Here is a 17,662-nt window from a genome sequence, read left to right on the forward strand (position 1 = left end):
GATTAGTATTTCTTATGCATGAGTTTCACTCTTGTATTCCTATTTTAAAGTACACATTAGCTGTAGCTAATGCGTAAGAACCACTACATAATAAATGATTAGTGGTTCTTTATTATTTCTGTCCCACTTCTTTTATTTAAAATTGTTTCATTAAATTAGCCATTTCAATGGCACTTACTGCTGCTTCAGAACCTTTATTACCTGCTTTAGTTCCTGCACGTTCAACTGCTTGCTCGATACTTTCCGTAGTTAAGATACCGAAGATAACAGGAACATCTGTAGATTCATTAGCTTTGGATACGCCTTTTGCAACTTCATTACATACATAATCATAATGAGACGTAGCCCCTCTTATGACACATCCTAAAGTAACTACTGCATCATATTTACCTGTTTGAGCTAACTTTCTAGCTACCATAGGAATTTCAAAAGCACCAGGTACATAAGCAACATCAATATTGTTTTCGTCAACATCGTGACGAATAAAAGTATCCTTAGCACCCTCTAACAAACGTCCAGTAATAAAATCATTAAATCTACTAACCACAATAGCGACTTTTAAATCTTTACCAACTAATTTTCCTTCAAAATTCATTTTATGATCCTCCTAAATTAAATGTCCCATTTTTTCTTTTTTGGTTGTCATATAGTCATGATTATATTGTGTTTCAGGTACAATCACTTCTATACGTTGTTGAATATTAATGCCATATTCTTTTAATCCTTCAAATTTCTTCGGATTATTACTTAATAAATTTACTTTTTCTATTTCAAAATATTTAAGAATCTGTGCAGCTATATTATAATCTCGTAAATCTTCATCGAATCCTAATGCTAAATTAGCTGTAACAGTATCATAACCTTTTTCAATTAATTCATAGGCACGTAATTTATTCATGAGTCCTATGCCACGCCCTTCTTGAGGTAAATAGATAATCATTCCACCGTGTTGTTCTATATAATTCATCGAAGCTTCTAATTGAGCACCACAATCACATCGTTGGCTGTGGAAAATATCACCCGTAAGGCATGCAGAATGGATTCGTACATTTTCATGAGATCTAATATTACCTTTAGTTATAACGACGATTTCTTCTTCACTATAATCGGTTGTAAATCCATACATATCAAAGGTACCAAAGTCTGTTGGCATTTTTACTTTTGCATTGAGTTTTACATGTGATTCGTTAACTTGACGATATTCTATTAAACTTTCAATCGTAATCATAACTAATTGATGTTTATCTTTAAATGCTTGGAGATCTTCACCTTTAGCCATAGACCCATCATCATTCATAATTTCACAAATCACACCTGCTGGTTTAGCACCTGTTAATTTAGCAAGATCTATTGCCGCTTCGGTATGACCATTTCTTTCTAACACACCATTATCTTTAGCAATTAAAGGAAATAAATGGCCTGGTCGGTTAAAATCTGAAGCTTTCGCATGTTCATCAATCAGTGCTCTAGCAGTTAGCGTTCTCTCGTTCGCACTGATACCGGTTGTTGTATTCTTATGATCGATACTTACAGTAAAATTAGTGCCAAACACATCTGAGTTATTTGATTCCATTGGATGGAGATCTAGTTGTTCACTAATGCTTGAACTGATAGGTGTACAAATTAACCCACGACCTTCTTTAGTCATGAAATTAATCGTATCGTCTTTCATCCATTCAGTTATTGCTATTAGGTCGCCTTCATTTTCTCTATCTTCATCATCAACTACAATAATACTTTCACCTTGTTTTAAAGCATCTAAGGCTAATTCAATACTGTCGAATTTCATGTTTATTGCCTCCCCTAAAAACCAAATGCTTTTAGTTTTTCTTCTGTTAAACTTGATTGATTTTGATTTAAGATATTTTCAACATATTTGAATAACACATCTGATTCTAGATGTACGTTATCGCCCACTTTTTTACTTGATAAGATTGTGGAACGTCTTGTTTCAGGAATCAAATGAATATCAAAAGCATCCGAATGAAGATCGAAAATCGTCAAACTTGTACCATCTACCGTTATCGATCCTTGCTTAACCATTTGATTAAGTAGTGTTTTGGATGCTTTTATTTGGATAATCATTGAATTGGCAGATTCATTAATTTTAGATATTGTTCCTAAATCATCAACATGACCTAACACAAAATGACCGCCAAACCTGCCGTTACCACTCATTGCTCTTTCTAAATTAACTTTCGTATGGCGTTGTACATCTGAGAGGTAGGTTTTATTTTCTGTGCCTTTAATGACTTGCACTGAAAATGTTTGGTCATCGAAATCAATGACAGTTAAACACGCACCATTTACACTAATTGAATCACCAATATGCATATCTTCTAATATTTTTTCAGCAGTAATTACTAATGTTCGAACTGAATTTTGATTACGAACTTCTTGCACCGTTCCTATTTCTTCGATGATGCCTGTAAACATTTGCAATCACTTCTTTCTCAAAACTAATTTAATATTTTGTTGAATTAACGTGGAATTAACAATTTCAAATTGAGTTGTATCTGGTAAAGACACTATCTGGTCAGTTTGGAAAAATTGATACTTACCAGAACCACCTATTATTTTCGGGGCAAAATAAAGTACAAGGTGATCTAAGTGATCAGATTGGAGAAATTCTGAAGTAATTTCGGGACCTGCTTCGACTAACAGTTTCCCGATACCTTTTTGATATAAATCTTTCAAAATAGATTTAATATCGCATTGTTCCATATAAATAATAGTTACATTACTATTGTCTACTTTTAAATTTTTATTTTCTGTATAAATCCAAATAGGAGATGCATAATCATGGAATAGTTGTTGATTAAAGTCTAATTTGCCACTCTTACTAAGTATGACTCGAATTGGATGTTTCCCATCAGCTATCCTTGTCGTGTATAATGGATCGTCAGCTTCTACTGTTTTACGTCCAGTCAATACTGCATCGTGACTATGACGTAATTGATAGACGTCTTTTTTTACTTCTTTATTAGTAATCCACTTACTCTCGCCATCATCGGTAGCTTGTTTGCCATCTAAACTAGCTGAAACTTTAACCGTTAATTCGGGAATACCATTTCTTTTTGCAGTGAAGAAATCTTGATAAAGTTGCGCTGCAACGGCATTATATTGAAATTCAACTTCGATGCCTGCATTTTTCAAAATGTCATCGCCTTTTGAAATAAGGGTAGTATCTTTAACAGCGTAGATGACTTTGTGAATACCAGCTTCAATGATTTTATCTACACATGGTGGTGTTGAACCATGGTGTGTACATGGTTCTAATGATACATAAATGGTAGCACCATTGGCTTCTGATTGTGCCATGTCTAAAGCTTGAACTTCAGCATGTTTATCACCTTTTCGTAAGTGTGCACCAATACCAACTATTCTTCCGTCTTTGACAACAACTGAACCCACTGGAGGATTAACACCTGTTTGTCCATCAACCATTTGTGCAAGTTGTATAGCATAATTCATAAATTTACTCAAAATATCACCTCTAAAATTAAAAAGCCTTACACCAATGAAATTGTATATTTCAAGGCATAAGGCGAATCATATATCTTCAAATAAGCATATTTATATCTAAAAATATAAACATACTTATTAATACACATACTTATACAAATATATGTTAATGTCGATAAACGTCATTCTTTCTCCCATCCAGACTTTAACTGTCGGCTCTAGAATTTCACTAGATCAGCCACTAACAAATGTTAGTAGGTCGCAGGCTCATATCACTGCCGGTTGGGAATTCCACCCTGCCCCGAAAGAATTTTATATGAAATTGTTAAAGGTTAATTGAGTATTGTAGTCTAATTTACTACAATTCAAATCATACTACACCTTTTTCAAAAATACAATTACTATACATTGTACTTAATTAAAGTAATACTTTTAAATTAAATCATCGGATTTTGTTTATCTTTTAAATAAAATATAGATTTAAAATACGCCTAGATATAATTACTTAACGCTTTTAGCTTTCTTCTTTGATATTTTCAAAGTCTTGTTGCGTGTCATATAATCTATCCACCGCATTAGCCACTTGGTTAACAATCATTTTAACACCGTTTCTAAGTTTATTGACGCCATTTGTCATTTGTCCAATCGCTATCACATTAGTTAAAGTACCAAACCTCGGACTAATAACTTGGTTCGTTTCAGGAATAATTTGTATACCGCCTAAAGGATGTGCTTGTACAATTTGCCTATTTTCTAAATTAAGAATTAATTGGTCATCTTCATCTAACTCAGATAAATGATTTTTAGATCCAGTTGCATTAATGACTACATTAAAATCTTCAATGTCATTCTCATTTTCATATTGTAAATGGAATAATCCGTCCTCATGATAAACATTTTTTAAATTTTTACGGATAATCAATGCCTCTTGTTCTAATAATTCAATAAGTAATTTCGCAGTTCTAGGAGGCATTGGATTAGAATTAAGTTGAATTATTTTAGTATATTTCTTTTGGAATTGTTGTTGATCTTCAAAGCTAAAGCTATTCCATATCCAATTTAAATTTTCCTTTAAATATTCAATTATACTTTGGAATATTCCCATTTCCTTTTCATGTTCTAAATCAAATTTTAAATCATTAATATGATTACCAGTTCTTCTATTGATAAGTTTTTCAAAATCTATACCGTAGTCGCTACATTCTTTTAAAAATAAATCTACTGCAACATCTAAAGGTACATTCCCATAATTTTGTGCCTGTAAATCATTAAATTTTTGTTTTGTTAAATGTGTAAATTCTATATCTACCATTTGACCTCTTACACTTGGTAAATTGGCTGATCGACTTGTCATTAAAATAGGTAATCTAGGGTGATGTGCAGTCACATATCGAATGACATCTAGACTAGCGAGACCAGTTCCAAGAATGGCAATTCTATCATCTTCATTTACATCATCTAATGAATTGTATGTAGGATAAGGTGTCGGTTTAAACCCTTTTATACCTTTTAAATGATATGGATCGTGATAGGCAAATGTACCAAATGTTAAGAATAAGTAATCGTATTCTCGCCATTCTTTCATATCATCTGAGTTACATACATAATATTTTAAATTCGTTTCATCCACTTTCGATGTTGTAAAAATCTCGTGTACTTTATGATTGATAATAGTAATATTTTCATATTGCTCATCGAATTTGGATAAGTATGATTTCATATAATGTCCAAATACAAAACGTGGTAAGTATGTAGGATTATCGAAATCAAATACTTGTTGATGTTGATACCATTTCCAAAACTCTTCATCATCATCTAAATTTAAGCTCATCTTTTTAGATGGCATATTAATGAGTAATTCACTACTATCATTTTGAAATGGAACACCCTGTCCCATATTATTGCGGTCATCATACACATCTACTTTTAATTTTTCAAAATGGTCGTGTTTGACTAGTTGACGTAAAACACTCACACCTGCTGTGCCCATTCCTATTATAGCTACTCGCATGATTAAATCATCCTCTCTCTACAATCTATTTCCGTGATGAACTTTATAAGTGTAGTCATTTTTAAGTTCGCTCATTATCAAAAATTAAATTTTCATATTTACTCATATATACCCTAATCTTGAACAATTTAATCCTTTAAAATTTGTGATAAAATCTTTCTTTGAGGTGATGAAATGAAATTAGTTTCGAAAATCATAGCACTCACTATTATAATGTTTTTATGGATAACACGTCATAATAAAGCTGAATAATAATAATGATGAATACAAAAATGCCTGCAACCGTTATTACCGTTGCAGGCATTTTTTAACATTAATTATTTCTTCAAATGGTCTTTATCATCTTTATAAACATATAATTTGAAGTATTTACCTTCCGTTTTCATATCTTTATAAAAATCTGCGATGATAGTGGCATTACTTTCAGCCCATTTAATGTCAGTTGCATATTGATGTTCACCAGGATTCTTAGGATTCCATCTCATACTGTATAGTGTATCTTGATCTTCATGTTTTAAGAAATGATTATGAATGAAATCAGCACCACCATAAATGGCTTTTTGAGGTGTGTCCCAACCATGTTTTTTAGCATATTCAGCACCTGTCTTAACAGGATCTTTGTCTAATGCACCTACACCATAAAAGTTGTAGTATTTCTTACCATCAATTTCTACACCTTTAGATAATTCACTCTTAGCAGCGCCAGTTTCTAATAACGCATGTGAAATTAAATACACTTCGTTAACATGTTTATCTTTCGCTGCTTTTGTAAAGTCATCCGTATGTTTCAGTAAAGTTGGTCGATCAACTAACATACGTTTAATTCTTTTTTCATCAATACCTTGATATTTAGATAAATCTAAAAATTGATATTTTTGTACGTCACTATCGATAAATTGACTACTATCCATAGCTGATTTTATTTCAATTGATGATGCATCTCTCCACGCATCATTGTTTTTATTCGATACTTGTTGACTCGTATAGTTATCTATTTGTTTCTTTGCAGCTTTATCTAAAGTTACATCTAATTTCTCAATTTTCTGTTCTTCTTTTACATGTTTAAAGAAAATTTGGTCTGAAACCATTGAGAAAAAGATAATAGCACCAACTACAAAGATAATCAGCAATCCTAAAATTGCAACAATAGATCCCTTTTTGTGCTTCGTCATATTCACACCTCTTAGGTCAATGTTGTTATACTTTTGAATTGTATTACGATAATAAAGTTTAACATTATTAATTCTGATTCACAATTTAATATATACCTTGTTACAAATTCATAAATAAAAAGTAATAAAAATGAAACTTTTGAGATGAAAAAGATTTAGACAACAATATAGACACTATCTAAATAAAATGTTGCACGCATAAAAACATGCAATTTACATATGATAGTGTCAATACCATTTCTAAGTCTAAATTATTACTTTTATTTATTATGTTTTTTATATTCCATCATGATGAAACTAACAGCTTGTGATCTATTTTTATAAAAATATTGATTTAAATCAATTGTACCTTCAATTTCACCATCTCTATATTTCATTTCATTAGTAAAATTATTAATCATCACAAAATCTGAGCGATCTTTAATTCGATCTAAATCATCATTGCGTGCGAAAAAATGTTCTAAATTTAAGTGTGCGTAGTCCATACGTACCTCCTATCAAACTTTGCTCTATTTAAACAATAAGACAATGTAAATGTAAAAATTAAATACCTAGTTATTTTCTATGTTTACTATTTAACACCTATTTTTACAATTAAGCAAATGAAATTTTTTATTACATATTTTAAATTCATTTTATCCGGAAAAACACTTTATGTACATAAATAGGAGAAAACTTTGGAATTCAATAAAATTTATCAAAAGTACAACAAAATCATACATTATTTGTTAAAAAGATATCAAATCACTTATAATTATGACGAGTTTTATCAATTACTGTTAATCCAATTATGGCACTTAACTCATCATTATCAACCCTCACAATCTAGCAAACTATCCTCTTACCTATTTATTAGGTTAAACTATTACCTTATCGATATATTTCGCAAAGAAAACAAAAAAATACCTACTATCAATATCGATACACCTATCCACTCAAAAAATGAGCCCATACAGTTTTTAGATGAGGATGCATTACTTTTGCAAGACATTTATTATCTATTAAATAATCAAGAAAAACAATGGTTAGATTTAAAATTACTAGGATATAAACAATACGAAATCGCAAATATGATGCATCTTTCTATATCAACCATTAAGAAAATCAAAAAGATAACTCAATCCAAAATCATGCAGCATTTACAATACAACCTAGAAAAGGAATGACAACATGAATCAAATTACAACATCTCAATTATTATATATTCAAACAGGAATAGGTCCGAAAAGTGTTACGCAATGTCATTATCAACAATATGATATTTCACTTCCTATTACAATTAATCATACATTAATATTTCTATTAGAATTACATCAAAAATCATTACCGCTTCAAAAGAAACTCGCTAAACGATTACTTCAAATTAATAAAAAGATACCGCTTTTCATTAATGAGACGCTCATCTTATTCCCTCTTAAACATCATCGAGCTCCCATTCAAATTTACGTGAATGCATACTATATTATAGGAATACAATCACAAAGCGATGCAACACTCATACAGTTTTCTAATTCTAAATCTCTATTAGTAGACGAACCTTATACTTTTATATTAAAAAAATGGCAAGAAAGCTTACTTCTTTGCCATTTGATTACACATTCGTATTCTGCTTATTAAATTTATATTCTAATAGCTTTTTAGTAAAAAATGCAGTTACTTTCTTAATTAAGAACAGAGAAACGATCATCAATAGAATAGCCCCTACGATAATTAAAGTCACTGTCATTGTTGATAGAGTTACTTGTGGGTTAATAAAATAATTAACAGCTGTGAGACTTGTGATTAATCCAAATAGAAAGCCACCTAGTAATATCACATATGTAAAAACGATTCCCATCAATAATAATACAAGACTGAATGAACTAATCATTTTTTGTTGAAAGACATGTGTTCTTAAAAATTGATTTGAAAATTTGACAGGTTTATTTAAAACATCCGTGTCATGTTCATTCAATTGGTTCAATTCTTGATTAAGTTGATCTTTTTCTGTTTTATTTAAGAACCATAATTGCTTTTTTACTCTAGCACTAAATGTATTTTTATCCATAGCTAGAATTGCACCTCTACTCTAATTGGTTATTTATATATCATAGATGACTTTGAACCATCAATCAATTCAAAATTAAATTTATTAATAAGAAAAGCCAATCCATCGTACATTGTTATCTTAAAATAAAATTTGAAAACATGTACGGGCGATTGGCTACTTCAATATCTTATACTTCAGCTTCGATATCACTTTAATGATTGCTTATAAAATAGATAATCCTGAACTTTGAATATCTTTAGCAAAACCTTTAACAGTATCAATAGATAGTTCTTCTACATCTCTACCTAAATTATTATTGACCTTCTTAACAACATCCGCAGGACATGTAATGATATCTGCACCAATTTCATCAGCTTGAATTACATTAAATAATTCACGGCAACTAGCCCATAATAATTTAACGCCTTTTTTACTATGTGTAATTTCGACGGCTTCTTTCATTAATGGTAATGGATCTACACCAGTGTCGGCGATACGACCAGCGAATACAGATACATATGTTGGTACACCTTCTGTTACAGCTTCAGTAATTTCTTTAACTTGTTCAATCGTATAAACAGCAGTAACATTTAGTCTTACTTGTTTAGCTGATAAAGCTTTAATTAATGGAATGGTAGAAGTACCATCCGTTGTAACAATAGGAATTTTAACAAATACATTGTCACCATATTGTTTTAAGATTTCAGCTTCTTTTTCCATTGTTTCTAAATCATCTGCGAATACTTCAAATGAAATTGAAGCATCAGGAATTTCTCTCACTGCTTCTTCAGCAAATGCTTTATAATCTGTTACACCAGCTTTTGCCATTAAACTTGGATTAGTCGTAAATCCGTCTACTTGTTTATTTTTGTATGCAGCTTTCATTTCTTCGATATCTGCACCATCAGCAAATACCTCTACATTTAATTGTCTCATTACGAATTCCTCCTTAACCGATAACATTGCTTAATCATCAATGGTCACATTATTTAAGTATGTAAGCTTGATTATTTAACTTAACATCATTAATGATTTATAAATAATTTATAACATGCTTTTGAAATGTAAGCGAATTATTTGCCTATATCATAGGATTTCATATTTCACCATATTTTTTATATTAATTTATACTATTCTCATATCCTAAAAAATGGTAGTATATTGTAATGATAACCATCTAGGAGGATGCGCATGTCAAAATCTAAAATTTACTTTTATATTACATTACTACTATTAGCGATAAGCTTTTTCTTTAATACAAACAACCCATTTCTGAATAGTGTTTTAGGTTCATTCGTTAAATTGGTCATCGCATGTAGTGTGATCAATGTCATTATTTTGATTGCTTCTGTGATATTTGCAGATAAATCTATCAAACACGCGCGTGAAAAACAAGATTGGATAAGAATTGGTAGTAAGTTATTACCTATTCTTATTTTCATTGTGATTATCATTCATATTTTATCCTCATTACATACATATGGTTTCCTTTTATAAAGTATTTATGTAATGTGGACGTATATAAATCAACCTTTTCCATGAGAATTGGTTGATTTAGTTTTATATATGAAATCCAACCATTCTAGATATAGAATTATATATTTTGTGACTGACCAAATTGAAGGGATTTAAAAAATGCAATATTTATTTATTTTTATTGGTGGCGCCTTTGGTGCATTAATGAGATATCTGTTTTCTTTCTTTAATCATGGACATGACATACCTATAGGCACATTAAGTGCCAATTTAATAGGTGGCTTTTTTATGGGATTTTTGTCGGCTTTAACTATTAAGTTATTTAACAATAATCCTTTATTAAAAAAAGCTGTCACTACTGGATTCATGGGAGCATTGACTACTTTTTCTACATTTCAATTCGAACTCGTTCAAATGTTTAATCAGCAACAATGGGCGTTATTAATCTTTTATGCTTTGATTAGTTACATCCTATGTATCCTTTTATGTTTATTAGGCAAGAAATTAGGTGAGCAGATATGATAATGACAATGGTATTAGTTATGCTGGGCGGCGGTATTGGTGCGATGAGTCGTGCGTTGATATCAAATTACTTCAATCACTTTAATACCAGATTACCTGTTGGTACTTTGATAGTTAATATTGTTGGATGTATGTTAATTGGTGCCATATCAGGCTTATCACTTCACATCAAATGGATGAATCCATTCTTCATCACAGGTATTTTAGGCGGGTTAACAACATTTTCAACCTTATCTAATGAACTTGTAGGCATGGTATCACCTCAATTTAAGCCTATACCTTTTATTATTTATACGCTCTTGCAATTTGTTGGTGCCTTTGCAAGTTGCTATTTTGCATATCATTTATTTCAATAACTAATGATATTCATTAAAACCACGTCCCCTGTTCGATTGAGGACGTGGTTTTGTCATATTATTTCCCATTAAATTCTGAAGGGTCTGGCCCAATTCTTTTATTTTGATTTAGGTCATCTAATTTTTTCATTTGGTCATCATTTAATTCAAAATCTAATATATTTAGATTTTCGTCAATACGGTGAGGTGTTACTGATTTAGGAATTGTGACTACTTGATGTTGATAGTTCCATCTAATAATCACTTGTGCTGGCGTTTGCCCAACTTCTTGTGCTACTTGATTAACTACTTCATCATCTAATATTTGCGCGTTCATTAATGGTGACCAAGATTCCATCACAATATTTTGAACATCTAAATATTGTCTCAACTCTTTTTGAGTTAAGTATGGATGGAACTCAACTTGGTTAATTACAGGCTTAATAGATACTTGAGCTAGTAACGCTTCAAAATGATCTACATTAAAGTTACTCACTCCAATATTTTTAACACGCTCTTGTTTATATAAATCTTCCATACCTTGCCATGTATCTATCATTAGGGCTTCATTCGTACCCGGCCAATGCATTAAATACAAATCTAGATAATCTAAATCTAACCTTTTCAAACTATTTTCGTAGGCTTGTTCAACATTTTCTCTACCATAATCTTCTAACCATAATTTTGAGGTAATAAATAAATCCTCACGTTTTAAGCCTGCAGATTCAAGCCCTTCTTTAATACCTTGTCCTACCTTTTCTTCATTACCATATACCATTGCTGTATCGATACTTCTATATCCATTTTCAATTGCGTATTTAACAGCTTTTGTACAATCATCATTATTTTCAACTCTAAATGTACCTAGACCAACTTTCGGCATCGTATGACCATTATAAAATTTAATATTATCCATACATTCCCACTCCTTAAATACAATTTCAATATTCTATACCCTATGAAAGTAGATAAAACTCAGATTAAACATAAGTCATATAAATTTCAATATTCTATACCCTATGAAAGTAGATAAAACTCAGATTAAACATAAGTCATATAAATTTCAATATCTGTGCTCAAAACTAAAAAAGCTAGTAGAGATAAAATCCCTACTAGCTTCGTTGATATTTAATTAAATGATTCGATTTGTTCCATGATTTGTTGTAAATCATCGACATTATATTGAATACGTCCATGGAATACAAATTTGTTAAAGAATTCATCTAGTTGTTCAGGTCCAACTAATACTTTGACATTACTATTTTGAGCATAATTAGAAATAGTAACATCTCCTTCATTTTTAGGGTTAAAGTAAAGAATAGATGTTGGTGTATACTTAGTATTTAATTTACTTTGTAAGTCACCAGCTACATTCTGTATTTGTTGAATCTCATCTGAATAGTTTATAAATGATAATGATTTTTCGTCACTATTTTGATCAAGTACTAATGTTTGAGGCGTTCCTTTATCTAATTCCAACGTATTAAATACTTGTTCCATTGTTGGTAGCTCAGAAAATTGAGCGCCACTAATACCATTATATACATGACCTTTTAATAATTGAGAATCAATAATATATAATCCAGTACGTGTAAGAACGAGATGACTAATTCTTTCAATCTTATTTAATTCATTTGTCGGTAAGAAAATATTAGCCATGATATGCATATCTTCAGGACGAATACGTTTTTCATTGACTAAACGCTCACGAATACCAATTAATCGCATATCAGTTACATATTCACTATGGTTTTTAGAAAATAGCTTTAATGCATCAATTTCTCTTTCTTTACTATTTACTGTAGCTTCATAATCTTCTTTTTGTTTCGTAACTGTCTTTTTATTCTCAATACGTTCTTTTTCCAAAGCTTCTTCATGAGATGCCTTTATACTTTGTTCTTTTTGTTGGTATTCTTCTTCTGTTTGTTGCTTAATCTTTTTCTTACTATTTAATGCAATTAAAAATAGTACAAAAAAGATAATTGCAATAACTACTGCAACAATTAACCCTATACCAATAGGTGAAGATAAACTCATCACATCAACGCTCCTTTTATATGATCAATACAATTAATTATAAAACATAATCAAGACATTTTCGACATCTTGTCGCAATTTATCTTATTATATTTCAAACATCTCACATGCTATTTTGTTTAAGCCTTGTTAATCGTATCTTTTAAAACGTTGACTTTATCCAATTTTTCCCATGGTAATAATACGTCAGTACGTCCAAAATGACCGTATGCAGCAGTTTGTTTATAAATAGGTTGTTTTAAATCTAACATTTTAATGATACCAGCTGGTCTTAAATCAAAGTTTGCTCTAACTGCTTCTACTAATTCAGACTCAGACACTTTACCTGTCCCGAACGTATCAATAGCTATAGATACTGGTTCAGCTACACCAATAGCATAAGCAAGTTGTACTTCACATTGTTCAGCTAATTCTGCAGCAACAATATTCTTCGCTACATATCTTGCTGCATAAGCAGCAGAACGGTCTACTTTAGTTGGATCCTTACCACTGAAGCAACCACCACCATGGCGTGCATAACCTCCGTACGTATCTACAATAATCTTACGTCCTGTTAATCCAGCATCCCCTTGTGGTCCACCGATTACAAAACGTCCTGTAGGATTAATATAGAATTTCGTCTTATCATCCATTAATGATTCTGGAACAGTTGGATAAATGACATGTTTTTTAATATCGTTTTGAATTTCTTCTAACGATTTATCTTCAGCGTGTTGTGTTGATACAACAATAGTATCAATGCGTTTAGGTTTATCATTTTCATCATATTCTACAGTGACTTGAACCTTACCATCTGGACGTAAATAATCTATAATGTCATCTTTACGTACATCTGATAGACGTTTCGCTAATTGATGAGATAAGAAAATAGGTAACGGCATATAAGTATCTGTTTCGTTTGTAGCATAGCCAAACATTAATCCTTGGTCACCTGCACCAGTTGCTTCAATTTCTTCTTCAGAAATATCATCACGGTATTCTAATGCTGTATCAACACCTTGAGCGATATCTGGTGATTGTTCATCAATTGCAGTTAAAACCGCCATTGTTTGTGAATCATAACCATATTTGGCACGTGTATAACCAATATCTTTAATTGTCTCTCTTACTACTTTTGGAATGTCAACATATGTCGTTGTTGAAATTTCACCTGAAATTAATGCCATTCCGGTTGTCACTGTTGTCTCACAAGCGACACGTGCATTAGGGTCGTCTTTAAGAATTTCGTCTAAGATTGCATCAGATACCTGATCAGCAATTTTATCTGGATGTCCTTCAGTTACTGATTCTGAAGTAAATAATCGTTTATTGTTAGTCATGTTTTGCTCCTTTTAAAATATATTACGATAATTCTCTTTTATATGAGCTAAATAAAAGAGCCTTCTACTACTACCTAGATAGAGTGAAGGCTCTTATACGTCCATTCGCTCTTATCGTTCAGACATTATGTGTCTGCAAACGGTTTGGCACCTTTCTTTTTATATGTAAAAAGAGGTTGCTGGGTTTCATTGGGTCCATGTCCCTCCACCACTCAGGATAAGAGAATCCGTTAAAATTAATACTACCTAATAAGAGAATTAATGTCAATTTATGATTTAAGTTATTTTAGTAATAATTTACGGTGGATTAATTAAATTGATATGTTATACTATTGAAATGTAAAGGCTTACATTATAACTATCTGGAGGGATTAAGTATGTCGATTGATACATACTCTGAAACGTCAAAAATTAAACAATTATTAGAAAAACCATCAACGAAGTTTCAACTATCAACAACTCAACTTTACAATAAGATCTTAGATAATAATGAAGGTGAACTTACTGAATTAGGCGCTATTAACGCAAGCACTGGTAAATATACTGGTCGCTCACCAAAAGATAAGTTTATCGTTACTGAACCTTCATATAGAGATAATGTAGATTGGGGAGACGTCAATCAACCTATCGATGAAGAAACATTCTTAAAACTTTATAATAAAGTATTAGATTACTTAGGTAAAAAAGATGAACTATATGTGTTTAACGGCTACGCAGGTAGTGATAAAGATTCACGTTTAAAATTAACTGTCATTAACGAATTAGCATGGCATAATTTATTTGCACATAATATGTTCATTCGTCCTGAATCTAAAGAAGAAGCAAAATCAATCAAACCTAACTTTACGATTGTATCAGCACCACATTTTAAAGCTGATCCTGAAGTTGATGGTACGAAAACTGAAACGTTTGTCATTGTATCATTTAAGCATAAGGTTATTTTAATCGGTGGCACAGAATACGCTGGTGAAATGAAAAAAGGTATCTTCTCAGTAATGAACTACTTATTACCTATGCAAGATATTATGAGTATGCATTGCTCTGCTAACGTAGGAGAAAAAGGCGATGTCGCATTATTCTTTGGGTTATCAGGTACAGGTAAAACAACGTTATCAGCTGATCCTGAAAGAAAATTAATCGGTGACGATGAACATGGTTGGAATAAAAATGGTGTGTTCAACATTGAAGGTGGTTGCTACGCAAAAGCGATCAATCTTTCAAAAGAAAAAGAACCACAAATTTATGATGCTATTGAATACGGCACTATCCTAGAAAACACAGTCGTTAAAGAAGATGGTACTGTTGATTTCGATGATAATAAATTCACTGAAAATACAAGAGCGGCATACCCTATTCATCATATTGATAATATTGTATTACCTTCAAAAGCAGCACATCCTAATACGATTATCTTTTTAACTGCAGATGCATTTGGTGTGATTCCTCCAATTTCAAAATTAACTAAAGATCAAGCAATGTATCATTTCTTAAGTGGATTCACGTCTAAATTAGCAGGTACTGAACGTGGTGTAACTGAACCAGAACCATCATTCTCTACTTGTTTCGGCGCACCATTCTTACCACTACATCCAACTGTTTATGCAGACCTATTAGGTGAATTAATTGATAAACATGATGTTGATGTGTATTTAGTTAACACTGGATGGACTGGCGGAAAATATGGTGTTGGTAGAAGAATTAGTTTACACTATACGCGTCAAATGGTTAACCAAGCAATCTCAGGTAAATTAAAAGATGCAGAGTTTACAAAAGACTCAACATTTGGTTTAAATATTCCAGTTGAAATCGAAGATGTACCAAAAACTATTTTAAATCCTATTAATGCTTGGAGCGACGCTGAAAAATATAAAGCACAAGCAAATGATCTTATCCAACGATTCGAAGATAACTTCAAAAAATTCGGCCCTGAAGTGGAACATATTTCTGACAAAGGTGCTTTCAATAAATAAAAGTAAAGCGCGGCAGACTTAAATCTGCTGCGCTATTTTTTGTTTGTTTCTATTTGAGTCATCCATTTATGTATATACGTTAAAGTTTCTTGCAAAGCAAATGGTCGAGGTACATGTCCTTCTTCCATTTGATAACATGTATCATAAGGTGCACCAATATCTTTCAATTGTCGTTCTAGATAATAAGCTTGATGAATACCTACCTGTTTATCTTTACCACCATGTACAATTAAAATCGGTGGACTTTGCGGTGTAATATATTGTATCGCTTCTCTAACTTCATATGCTTCATGATCTTTTTTAGGATGTCCTACCATTCTTCTCAGCATCCCTCTTAAATCCACACGCTCTTCATACATTAAATGTATATCAGAAACACCACCCCAAATGATATAACTATCAACTGGTAAATCTTGAAATGTTAGCAAGCCTTGCAACCCACCACGAGAAAATCCAATCATATGTATAAACGCGTTGGGATATTTTGAATGTAATATGCGTATAAGTTCAGTGACATCATTTAAATCTCCTCGATAAAACTCATCTTTACCTTCACTACCATTATTACCTCTATAATAAGGGCCTACAACAAGTGTGTGCTCATTGGCAAATTGCATTAAACGAGCTGCTCGTACCCGACCAACTTGTCCTTTTCCGCCTCTTAAATAAACCACGATTCGATTAACTTTACTATATGGTGTCATCATTAGTGCTTTCACTTTTAGATGATCAACATCATAAGTGATTTCATCAAACTGGTGCGTAGCTATTTCAATCGGCATTCTTTTCATTTTAATAAAGTCCAAGTGAAGTCACCCTTTCAAAACAGTGTAAAATGGCGTCATCTTGTAGCAAAAAACTACGTTCACTATATGGTATGTCTTTAATAGAAGTAAAAAGACAAGGGCCATCTGTTTCTAAATAGTCAGTTCGATTGGCTAAAGATGAAACTTGAATAAAATAAACATCTTTGACGAACCTAGTGGCATCGTTAGTTTTCACAGTATATTGAGCAATATACTGCATTTCTTCTACATATGCGCCGGTTTCTTCATATAATTCTCGTTGGATAGCATCAATACTTGATTCTCCATGTTCTCTTTTGCCGCCAGGAAATTCAATACCTCTATTTTTATGTCGAGTAAATAATAACTTCCCTTGGTATACTGGTATTGCAAGAACGTGATTACCTGTTGGATTATCTGTATTCGCTTTATATGTTAACTGCACTTCTCTTTGGTCTTTATCTAAAAACTTCAAGTACATCACATTCCTTTATAATATGTTAAAATAACTGTATTCAAAATTCTGGTTGGAGGCTTTTTT

20 protein-coding genes and 2 riboswitches are annotated in these 17,662 nt (G+C 31.7%); of the genes, 6 read left to right on the forward strand and 14 right to left on the reverse strand.

Translation table 11 applies throughout. The features are described 5' to 3' along the window. Positions 1 to 136: 136 nt before the first annotated feature. The 7 genes from ribH to ACJQQZ_RS05930 all read right to left on the reverse strand — a co-directional run bounded on the left by ribH (position 137) and on the right by ACJQQZ_RS05930 (position 7,133). Positions 137 to 595 (reverse strand): 6,7-dimethyl-8-ribityllumazine synthase, encoded by a 459-nt coding sequence (ribH, locus tag ACJQQZ_RS05900; RefSeq protein WP_002452145.1) that lies wholly within the window; start codon positions 593 to 595, stop codon positions 137 to 139. Between the two features lie 12 nt (positions 596 to 607). After that, entirely contained in the window at positions 608 to 1,789 is a 1,182-nt protein-coding gene (gene ribB, locus ACJQQZ_RS05905) for a 3,4-dihydroxy-2-butanone-4-phosphate synthase (RefSeq protein ID WP_124227870.1), read from the reverse strand. 14 nt (positions 1,790 to 1,803) lie between these two features. Next, positions 1,804 to 2,436 carry a riboflavin synthase gene (gene ribE / locus ACJQQZ_RS05910; RefSeq protein WP_002452143.1) on the reverse strand — a complete coding sequence of 211 codons (633 nt, stop codon included), beginning with the start codon at positions 2,434 to 2,436 and terminating at the stop codon, positions 1,804 to 1,806. Positions 2,437 to 2,442: 6 nt separating this feature from the next. Continuing rightward, entirely contained in the window at positions 2,443 to 3,486 is a 1,044-nt protein-coding gene (gene ribD / locus ACJQQZ_RS05915) for a bifunctional diaminohydroxyphosphoribosylaminopyrimidine deaminase/5-amino-6-(5-phosphoribosylamino)uracil reductase RibD (RefSeq protein ID WP_002452142.1), read from the reverse strand. A 161-nt stretch (positions 3,487 to 3,647) separates the two neighbouring features. After that, positions 3,648 to 3,778: riboswitch (FMN riboswitch) on the reverse strand. 201 nt (positions 3,779 to 3,979) lie between these two features. Continuing rightward, positions 3,980 to 5,476 carry an FAD/NAD(P)-binding protein gene (locus ACJQQZ_RS05920; RefSeq protein WP_124227871.1) on the reverse strand — a complete coding sequence of 499 codons (1,497 nt, stop codon included), beginning with the start codon at positions 5,474 to 5,476 and terminating at the stop codon, positions 3,980 to 3,982. A gap of 317 nt (positions 5,477 to 5,793) precedes the next feature. Beyond that, entirely contained in the window at positions 5,794 to 6,648 is an 855-nt protein-coding gene (gene sagB / locus ACJQQZ_RS05925; RefSeq protein WP_124227872.1) for a peptidoglycan release complex glucosaminidase SagB, read from the reverse strand. A gap of 260 nt (positions 6,649 to 6,908) precedes the next feature. Further along, positions 6,909 to 7,133 (reverse strand): hypothetical protein, encoded by a 225-nt coding sequence (locus tag ACJQQZ_RS05930; RefSeq protein WP_002452139.1) that lies wholly within the window; start codon positions 7,131 to 7,133, stop codon positions 6,909 to 6,911. Positions 7,134 to 7,325: 192 nt separating this feature from the next. Here ACJQQZ_RS05930 and ACJQQZ_RS05935 point away from each other — a divergent pair, with 192 nt between their 5' ends. Both ACJQQZ_RS05935 and ACJQQZ_RS05940 read left to right on the forward strand, forming a co-directional pair. Next, positions 7,326 to 7,814 carry a sigma-70 family RNA polymerase sigma factor gene (locus ACJQQZ_RS05935; RefSeq protein WP_145506641.1) on the forward strand — a complete coding sequence of 163 codons (489 nt, stop codon included), beginning with the start codon at positions 7,326 to 7,328 and terminating at the stop codon, positions 7,812 to 7,814. A gap of 4 nt (positions 7,815 to 7,818) precedes the next feature. Then, the gene (locus ACJQQZ_RS05940; protein WP_002452137.1) at positions 7,819 to 8,265 is read left to right on the forward strand and encodes a competence protein ComK; all 447 of its coding nucleotides are present in this window, start codon (positions 7,819 to 7,821) and stop codon (positions 8,263 to 8,265) included. On the opposite strand, the gene ACJQQZ_RS05945 is transcribed toward ACJQQZ_RS05940, so the two are convergent. Next, a complete protein-coding gene (locus ACJQQZ_RS05945) occupies positions 8,240 to 8,695 on the reverse strand; it encodes a hypothetical protein (RefSeq protein ID WP_002452136.1) in 456 nt (151 codons plus the stop codon). The two genes, ACJQQZ_RS05940 and ACJQQZ_RS05945, sit on opposite strands and share 26 nt — an antisense overlap. Before the next feature lie 204 nt (positions 8,696 to 8,899). Then, on the reverse strand, positions 8,900 to 9,613 hold the full coding sequence (locus ACJQQZ_RS05950) for a transaldolase (RefSeq protein ID WP_002452135.1): 714 nt from the start codon (positions 9,611 to 9,613) through the stop codon (positions 8,900 to 8,902). Positions 9,614 to 9,868: 255 nt separating this feature from the next. On the opposite strand from ACJQQZ_RS05950, the gene ACJQQZ_RS05955 reads away from it, so the two are divergent. The 3 genes from ACJQQZ_RS05955 to ACJQQZ_RS05965 all read left to right on the forward strand — a co-directional run bounded on the left by ACJQQZ_RS05955 (position 9,869) and on the right by ACJQQZ_RS05965 (position 11,031). Beyond that, complete coding sequence (locus tag ACJQQZ_RS05955; RefSeq protein WP_124227873.1) at positions 9,869 to 10,174, forward strand: hypothetical protein; 306 nt, start codon at positions 9,869 to 9,871, stop codon at positions 10,172 to 10,174. Positions 10,175 to 10,312: 138 nt separating this feature from the next. Next, entirely contained in the window at positions 10,313 to 10,675 is a 363-nt protein-coding gene (crcB, locus tag ACJQQZ_RS05960) for a fluoride efflux transporter CrcB (protein ID WP_075778778.1), read from the forward strand. After that, the gene (locus ACJQQZ_RS05965) at positions 10,675 to 11,031 is read left to right on the forward strand and encodes a fluoride efflux transporter FluC (protein WP_232133553.1); all 357 of its coding nucleotides are present in this window, start codon (positions 10,675 to 10,677) and stop codon (positions 11,029 to 11,031) included. Before crcB ends, ACJQQZ_RS05965 begins: the two co-directional genes overlap by 1 nt. A gap of 58 nt (positions 11,032 to 11,089) precedes the next feature. On the opposite strand, the gene ACJQQZ_RS05970 is transcribed toward ACJQQZ_RS05965, so the two are convergent. From ACJQQZ_RS05970 to metK, 3 genes are all read right to left on the reverse strand, one after another. Further along, positions 11,090 to 11,926 (reverse strand): aldo/keto reductase, encoded by an 837-nt coding sequence (locus ACJQQZ_RS05970; protein ID WP_124227874.1) that lies wholly within the window; start codon positions 11,924 to 11,926, stop codon positions 11,090 to 11,092. Positions 11,927 to 12,138: 212 nt separating this feature from the next. Further along, positions 12,139 to 13,047 (reverse strand): NERD domain-containing protein, encoded by a 909-nt coding sequence (locus tag ACJQQZ_RS05975; protein WP_002452130.1) that lies wholly within the window; start codon positions 13,045 to 13,047, stop codon positions 12,139 to 12,141. Between the two features lie 119 nt (positions 13,048 to 13,166). Further along, positions 13,167 to 14,366 carry a methionine adenosyltransferase gene (metK, locus tag ACJQQZ_RS05980; RefSeq protein WP_049423424.1) on the reverse strand — a complete coding sequence of 400 codons (1,200 nt, stop codon included), beginning with the start codon at positions 14,364 to 14,366 and terminating at the stop codon, positions 13,167 to 13,169. A 108-nt stretch (positions 14,367 to 14,474) separates the two neighbouring features. Beyond that, positions 14,475 to 14,590: riboswitch (SAM riboswitch) on the reverse strand. A 153-nt stretch (positions 14,591 to 14,743) separates the two neighbouring features. On the opposite strand from metK, the gene pckA reads away from it, so the two are divergent. Continuing rightward, complete coding sequence (gene pckA, locus ACJQQZ_RS05985) at positions 14,744 to 16,336, forward strand: phosphoenolpyruvate carboxykinase (ATP) (RefSeq protein WP_075778776.1); 1,593 nt, start codon at positions 14,744 to 14,746, stop codon at positions 16,334 to 16,336. 32 nt (positions 16,337 to 16,368) lie between these two features. Here the strand turns inward: pckA and ACJQQZ_RS05990 are convergent, their stop codons facing one another. Continuing rightward, positions 16,369 to 17,118, reverse strand: coding sequence for an alpha/beta hydrolase family protein (locus ACJQQZ_RS05990; RefSeq protein WP_185291332.1), 750 nt, complete (start codon positions 17,116 to 17,118; stop codon positions 16,369 to 16,371). A gap of 10 nt (positions 17,119 to 17,128) precedes the next feature. Beyond that, the gene (ytkD, locus tag ACJQQZ_RS05995; protein WP_002452126.1) at positions 17,129 to 17,602 is read right to left on the reverse strand and encodes an RNA deprotection pyrophosphohydrolase; all 474 of its coding nucleotides are present in this window, start codon (positions 17,600 to 17,602) and stop codon (positions 17,129 to 17,131) included. Positions 17,603 to 17,662: the final 60 nt, after the last annotated feature.

This window comes from Staphylococcus sp. KUGN1 (assembly GCF_045984185.1).
GTDB classification, from domain to species: domain Bacteria; phylum Bacillota; class Bacilli; order Staphylococcales; family Staphylococcaceae; genus Staphylococcus; species Staphylococcus warneri_A.

Bases quoted from the DNA above. Each gene is read 5' to 3' on its own strand.
- ribH (WP_002452145.1), bottom strand. From the start codon at position 595: ATGAATTTTGAAGGAAAATTAGTTGGTAAAGATTTAAAAGTCGCTATT.
- ribB (WP_124227870.1), bottom strand. From the start codon at position 1,789: ATGAAATTCGACAGTATTGAATTAGCCTTAGATGCTTTAAAACAAGGT.
- ribE (WP_002452143.1), bottom strand. From the start codon at position 2,436: ATGTTTACAGGCATCATCGAAGAAATAGGAACGGTGCAAGAAGTTCGT.
- ACJQQZ_RS05920 (WP_124227871.1), bottom strand. From the start codon at position 5,476: ATGCGAGTAGCTATAATAGGAATGGGCACAGCAGGTGTGAGTGTTTTA.
- sagB (WP_124227872.1), bottom strand. From the start codon at position 6,648: ATGACGAAGCACAAAAAGGGATCTATTGTTGCAATTTTAGGATTGCTG.
- ACJQQZ_RS05930 (WP_002452139.1), bottom strand. From the start codon at position 7,133: ATGGACTACGCACACTTAAATTTAGAACATTTTTTCGCACGCAATGAT.
- ACJQQZ_RS05940 (WP_002452137.1), top strand. From the start codon at position 7,819: ATGAATCAAATTACAACATCTCAATTATTATATATTCAAACAGGAATA.
- ACJQQZ_RS05945 (WP_002452136.1), bottom strand. From the start codon at position 8,695: ATGGATAAAAATACATTTAGTGCTAGAGTAAAAAAGCAATTATGGTTC.
- ACJQQZ_RS05950 (WP_002452135.1), bottom strand. From the start codon at position 9,613: ATGAGACAATTAAATGTAGAGGTATTTGCTGATGGTGCAGATATCGAA.
- ACJQQZ_RS05955 (WP_124227873.1), top strand. From the start codon at position 9,869: ATGTCAAAATCTAAAATTTACTTTTATATTACATTACTACTATTAGCG.
- crcB (WP_075778778.1), top strand. From the start codon at position 10,313: ATGCAATATTTATTTATTTTTATTGGTGGCGCCTTTGGTGCATTAATG.
- ACJQQZ_RS05970 (WP_124227874.1), bottom strand. From the start codon at position 11,926: ATGGATAATATTAAATTTTATAATGGTCATACGATGCCGAAAGTTGGT.
- ACJQQZ_RS05975 (WP_002452130.1), bottom strand. From the start codon at position 13,047: ATGAGTTTATCTTCACCTATTGGTATAGGGTTAATTGTTGCAGTAGTT.
- metK (WP_049423424.1), bottom strand. From the start codon at position 14,366: ATGACTAACAATAAACGATTATTTACTTCAGAATCAGTAACTGAAGGA.
- pckA (WP_075778776.1), top strand. From the start codon at position 14,744: ATGTCGATTGATACATACTCTGAAACGTCAAAAATTAAACAATTATTA.
- ACJQQZ_RS05990 (WP_185291332.1), bottom strand. From the start codon at position 17,118: ATGCCGATTGAAATAGCTACGCACCAGTTTGATGAAATCACTTATGAT.
- ytkD (WP_002452126.1), bottom strand. From the start codon at position 17,602: ATGTACTTGAAGTTTTTAGATAAAGACCAAAGAGAAGTGCAGTTAACA.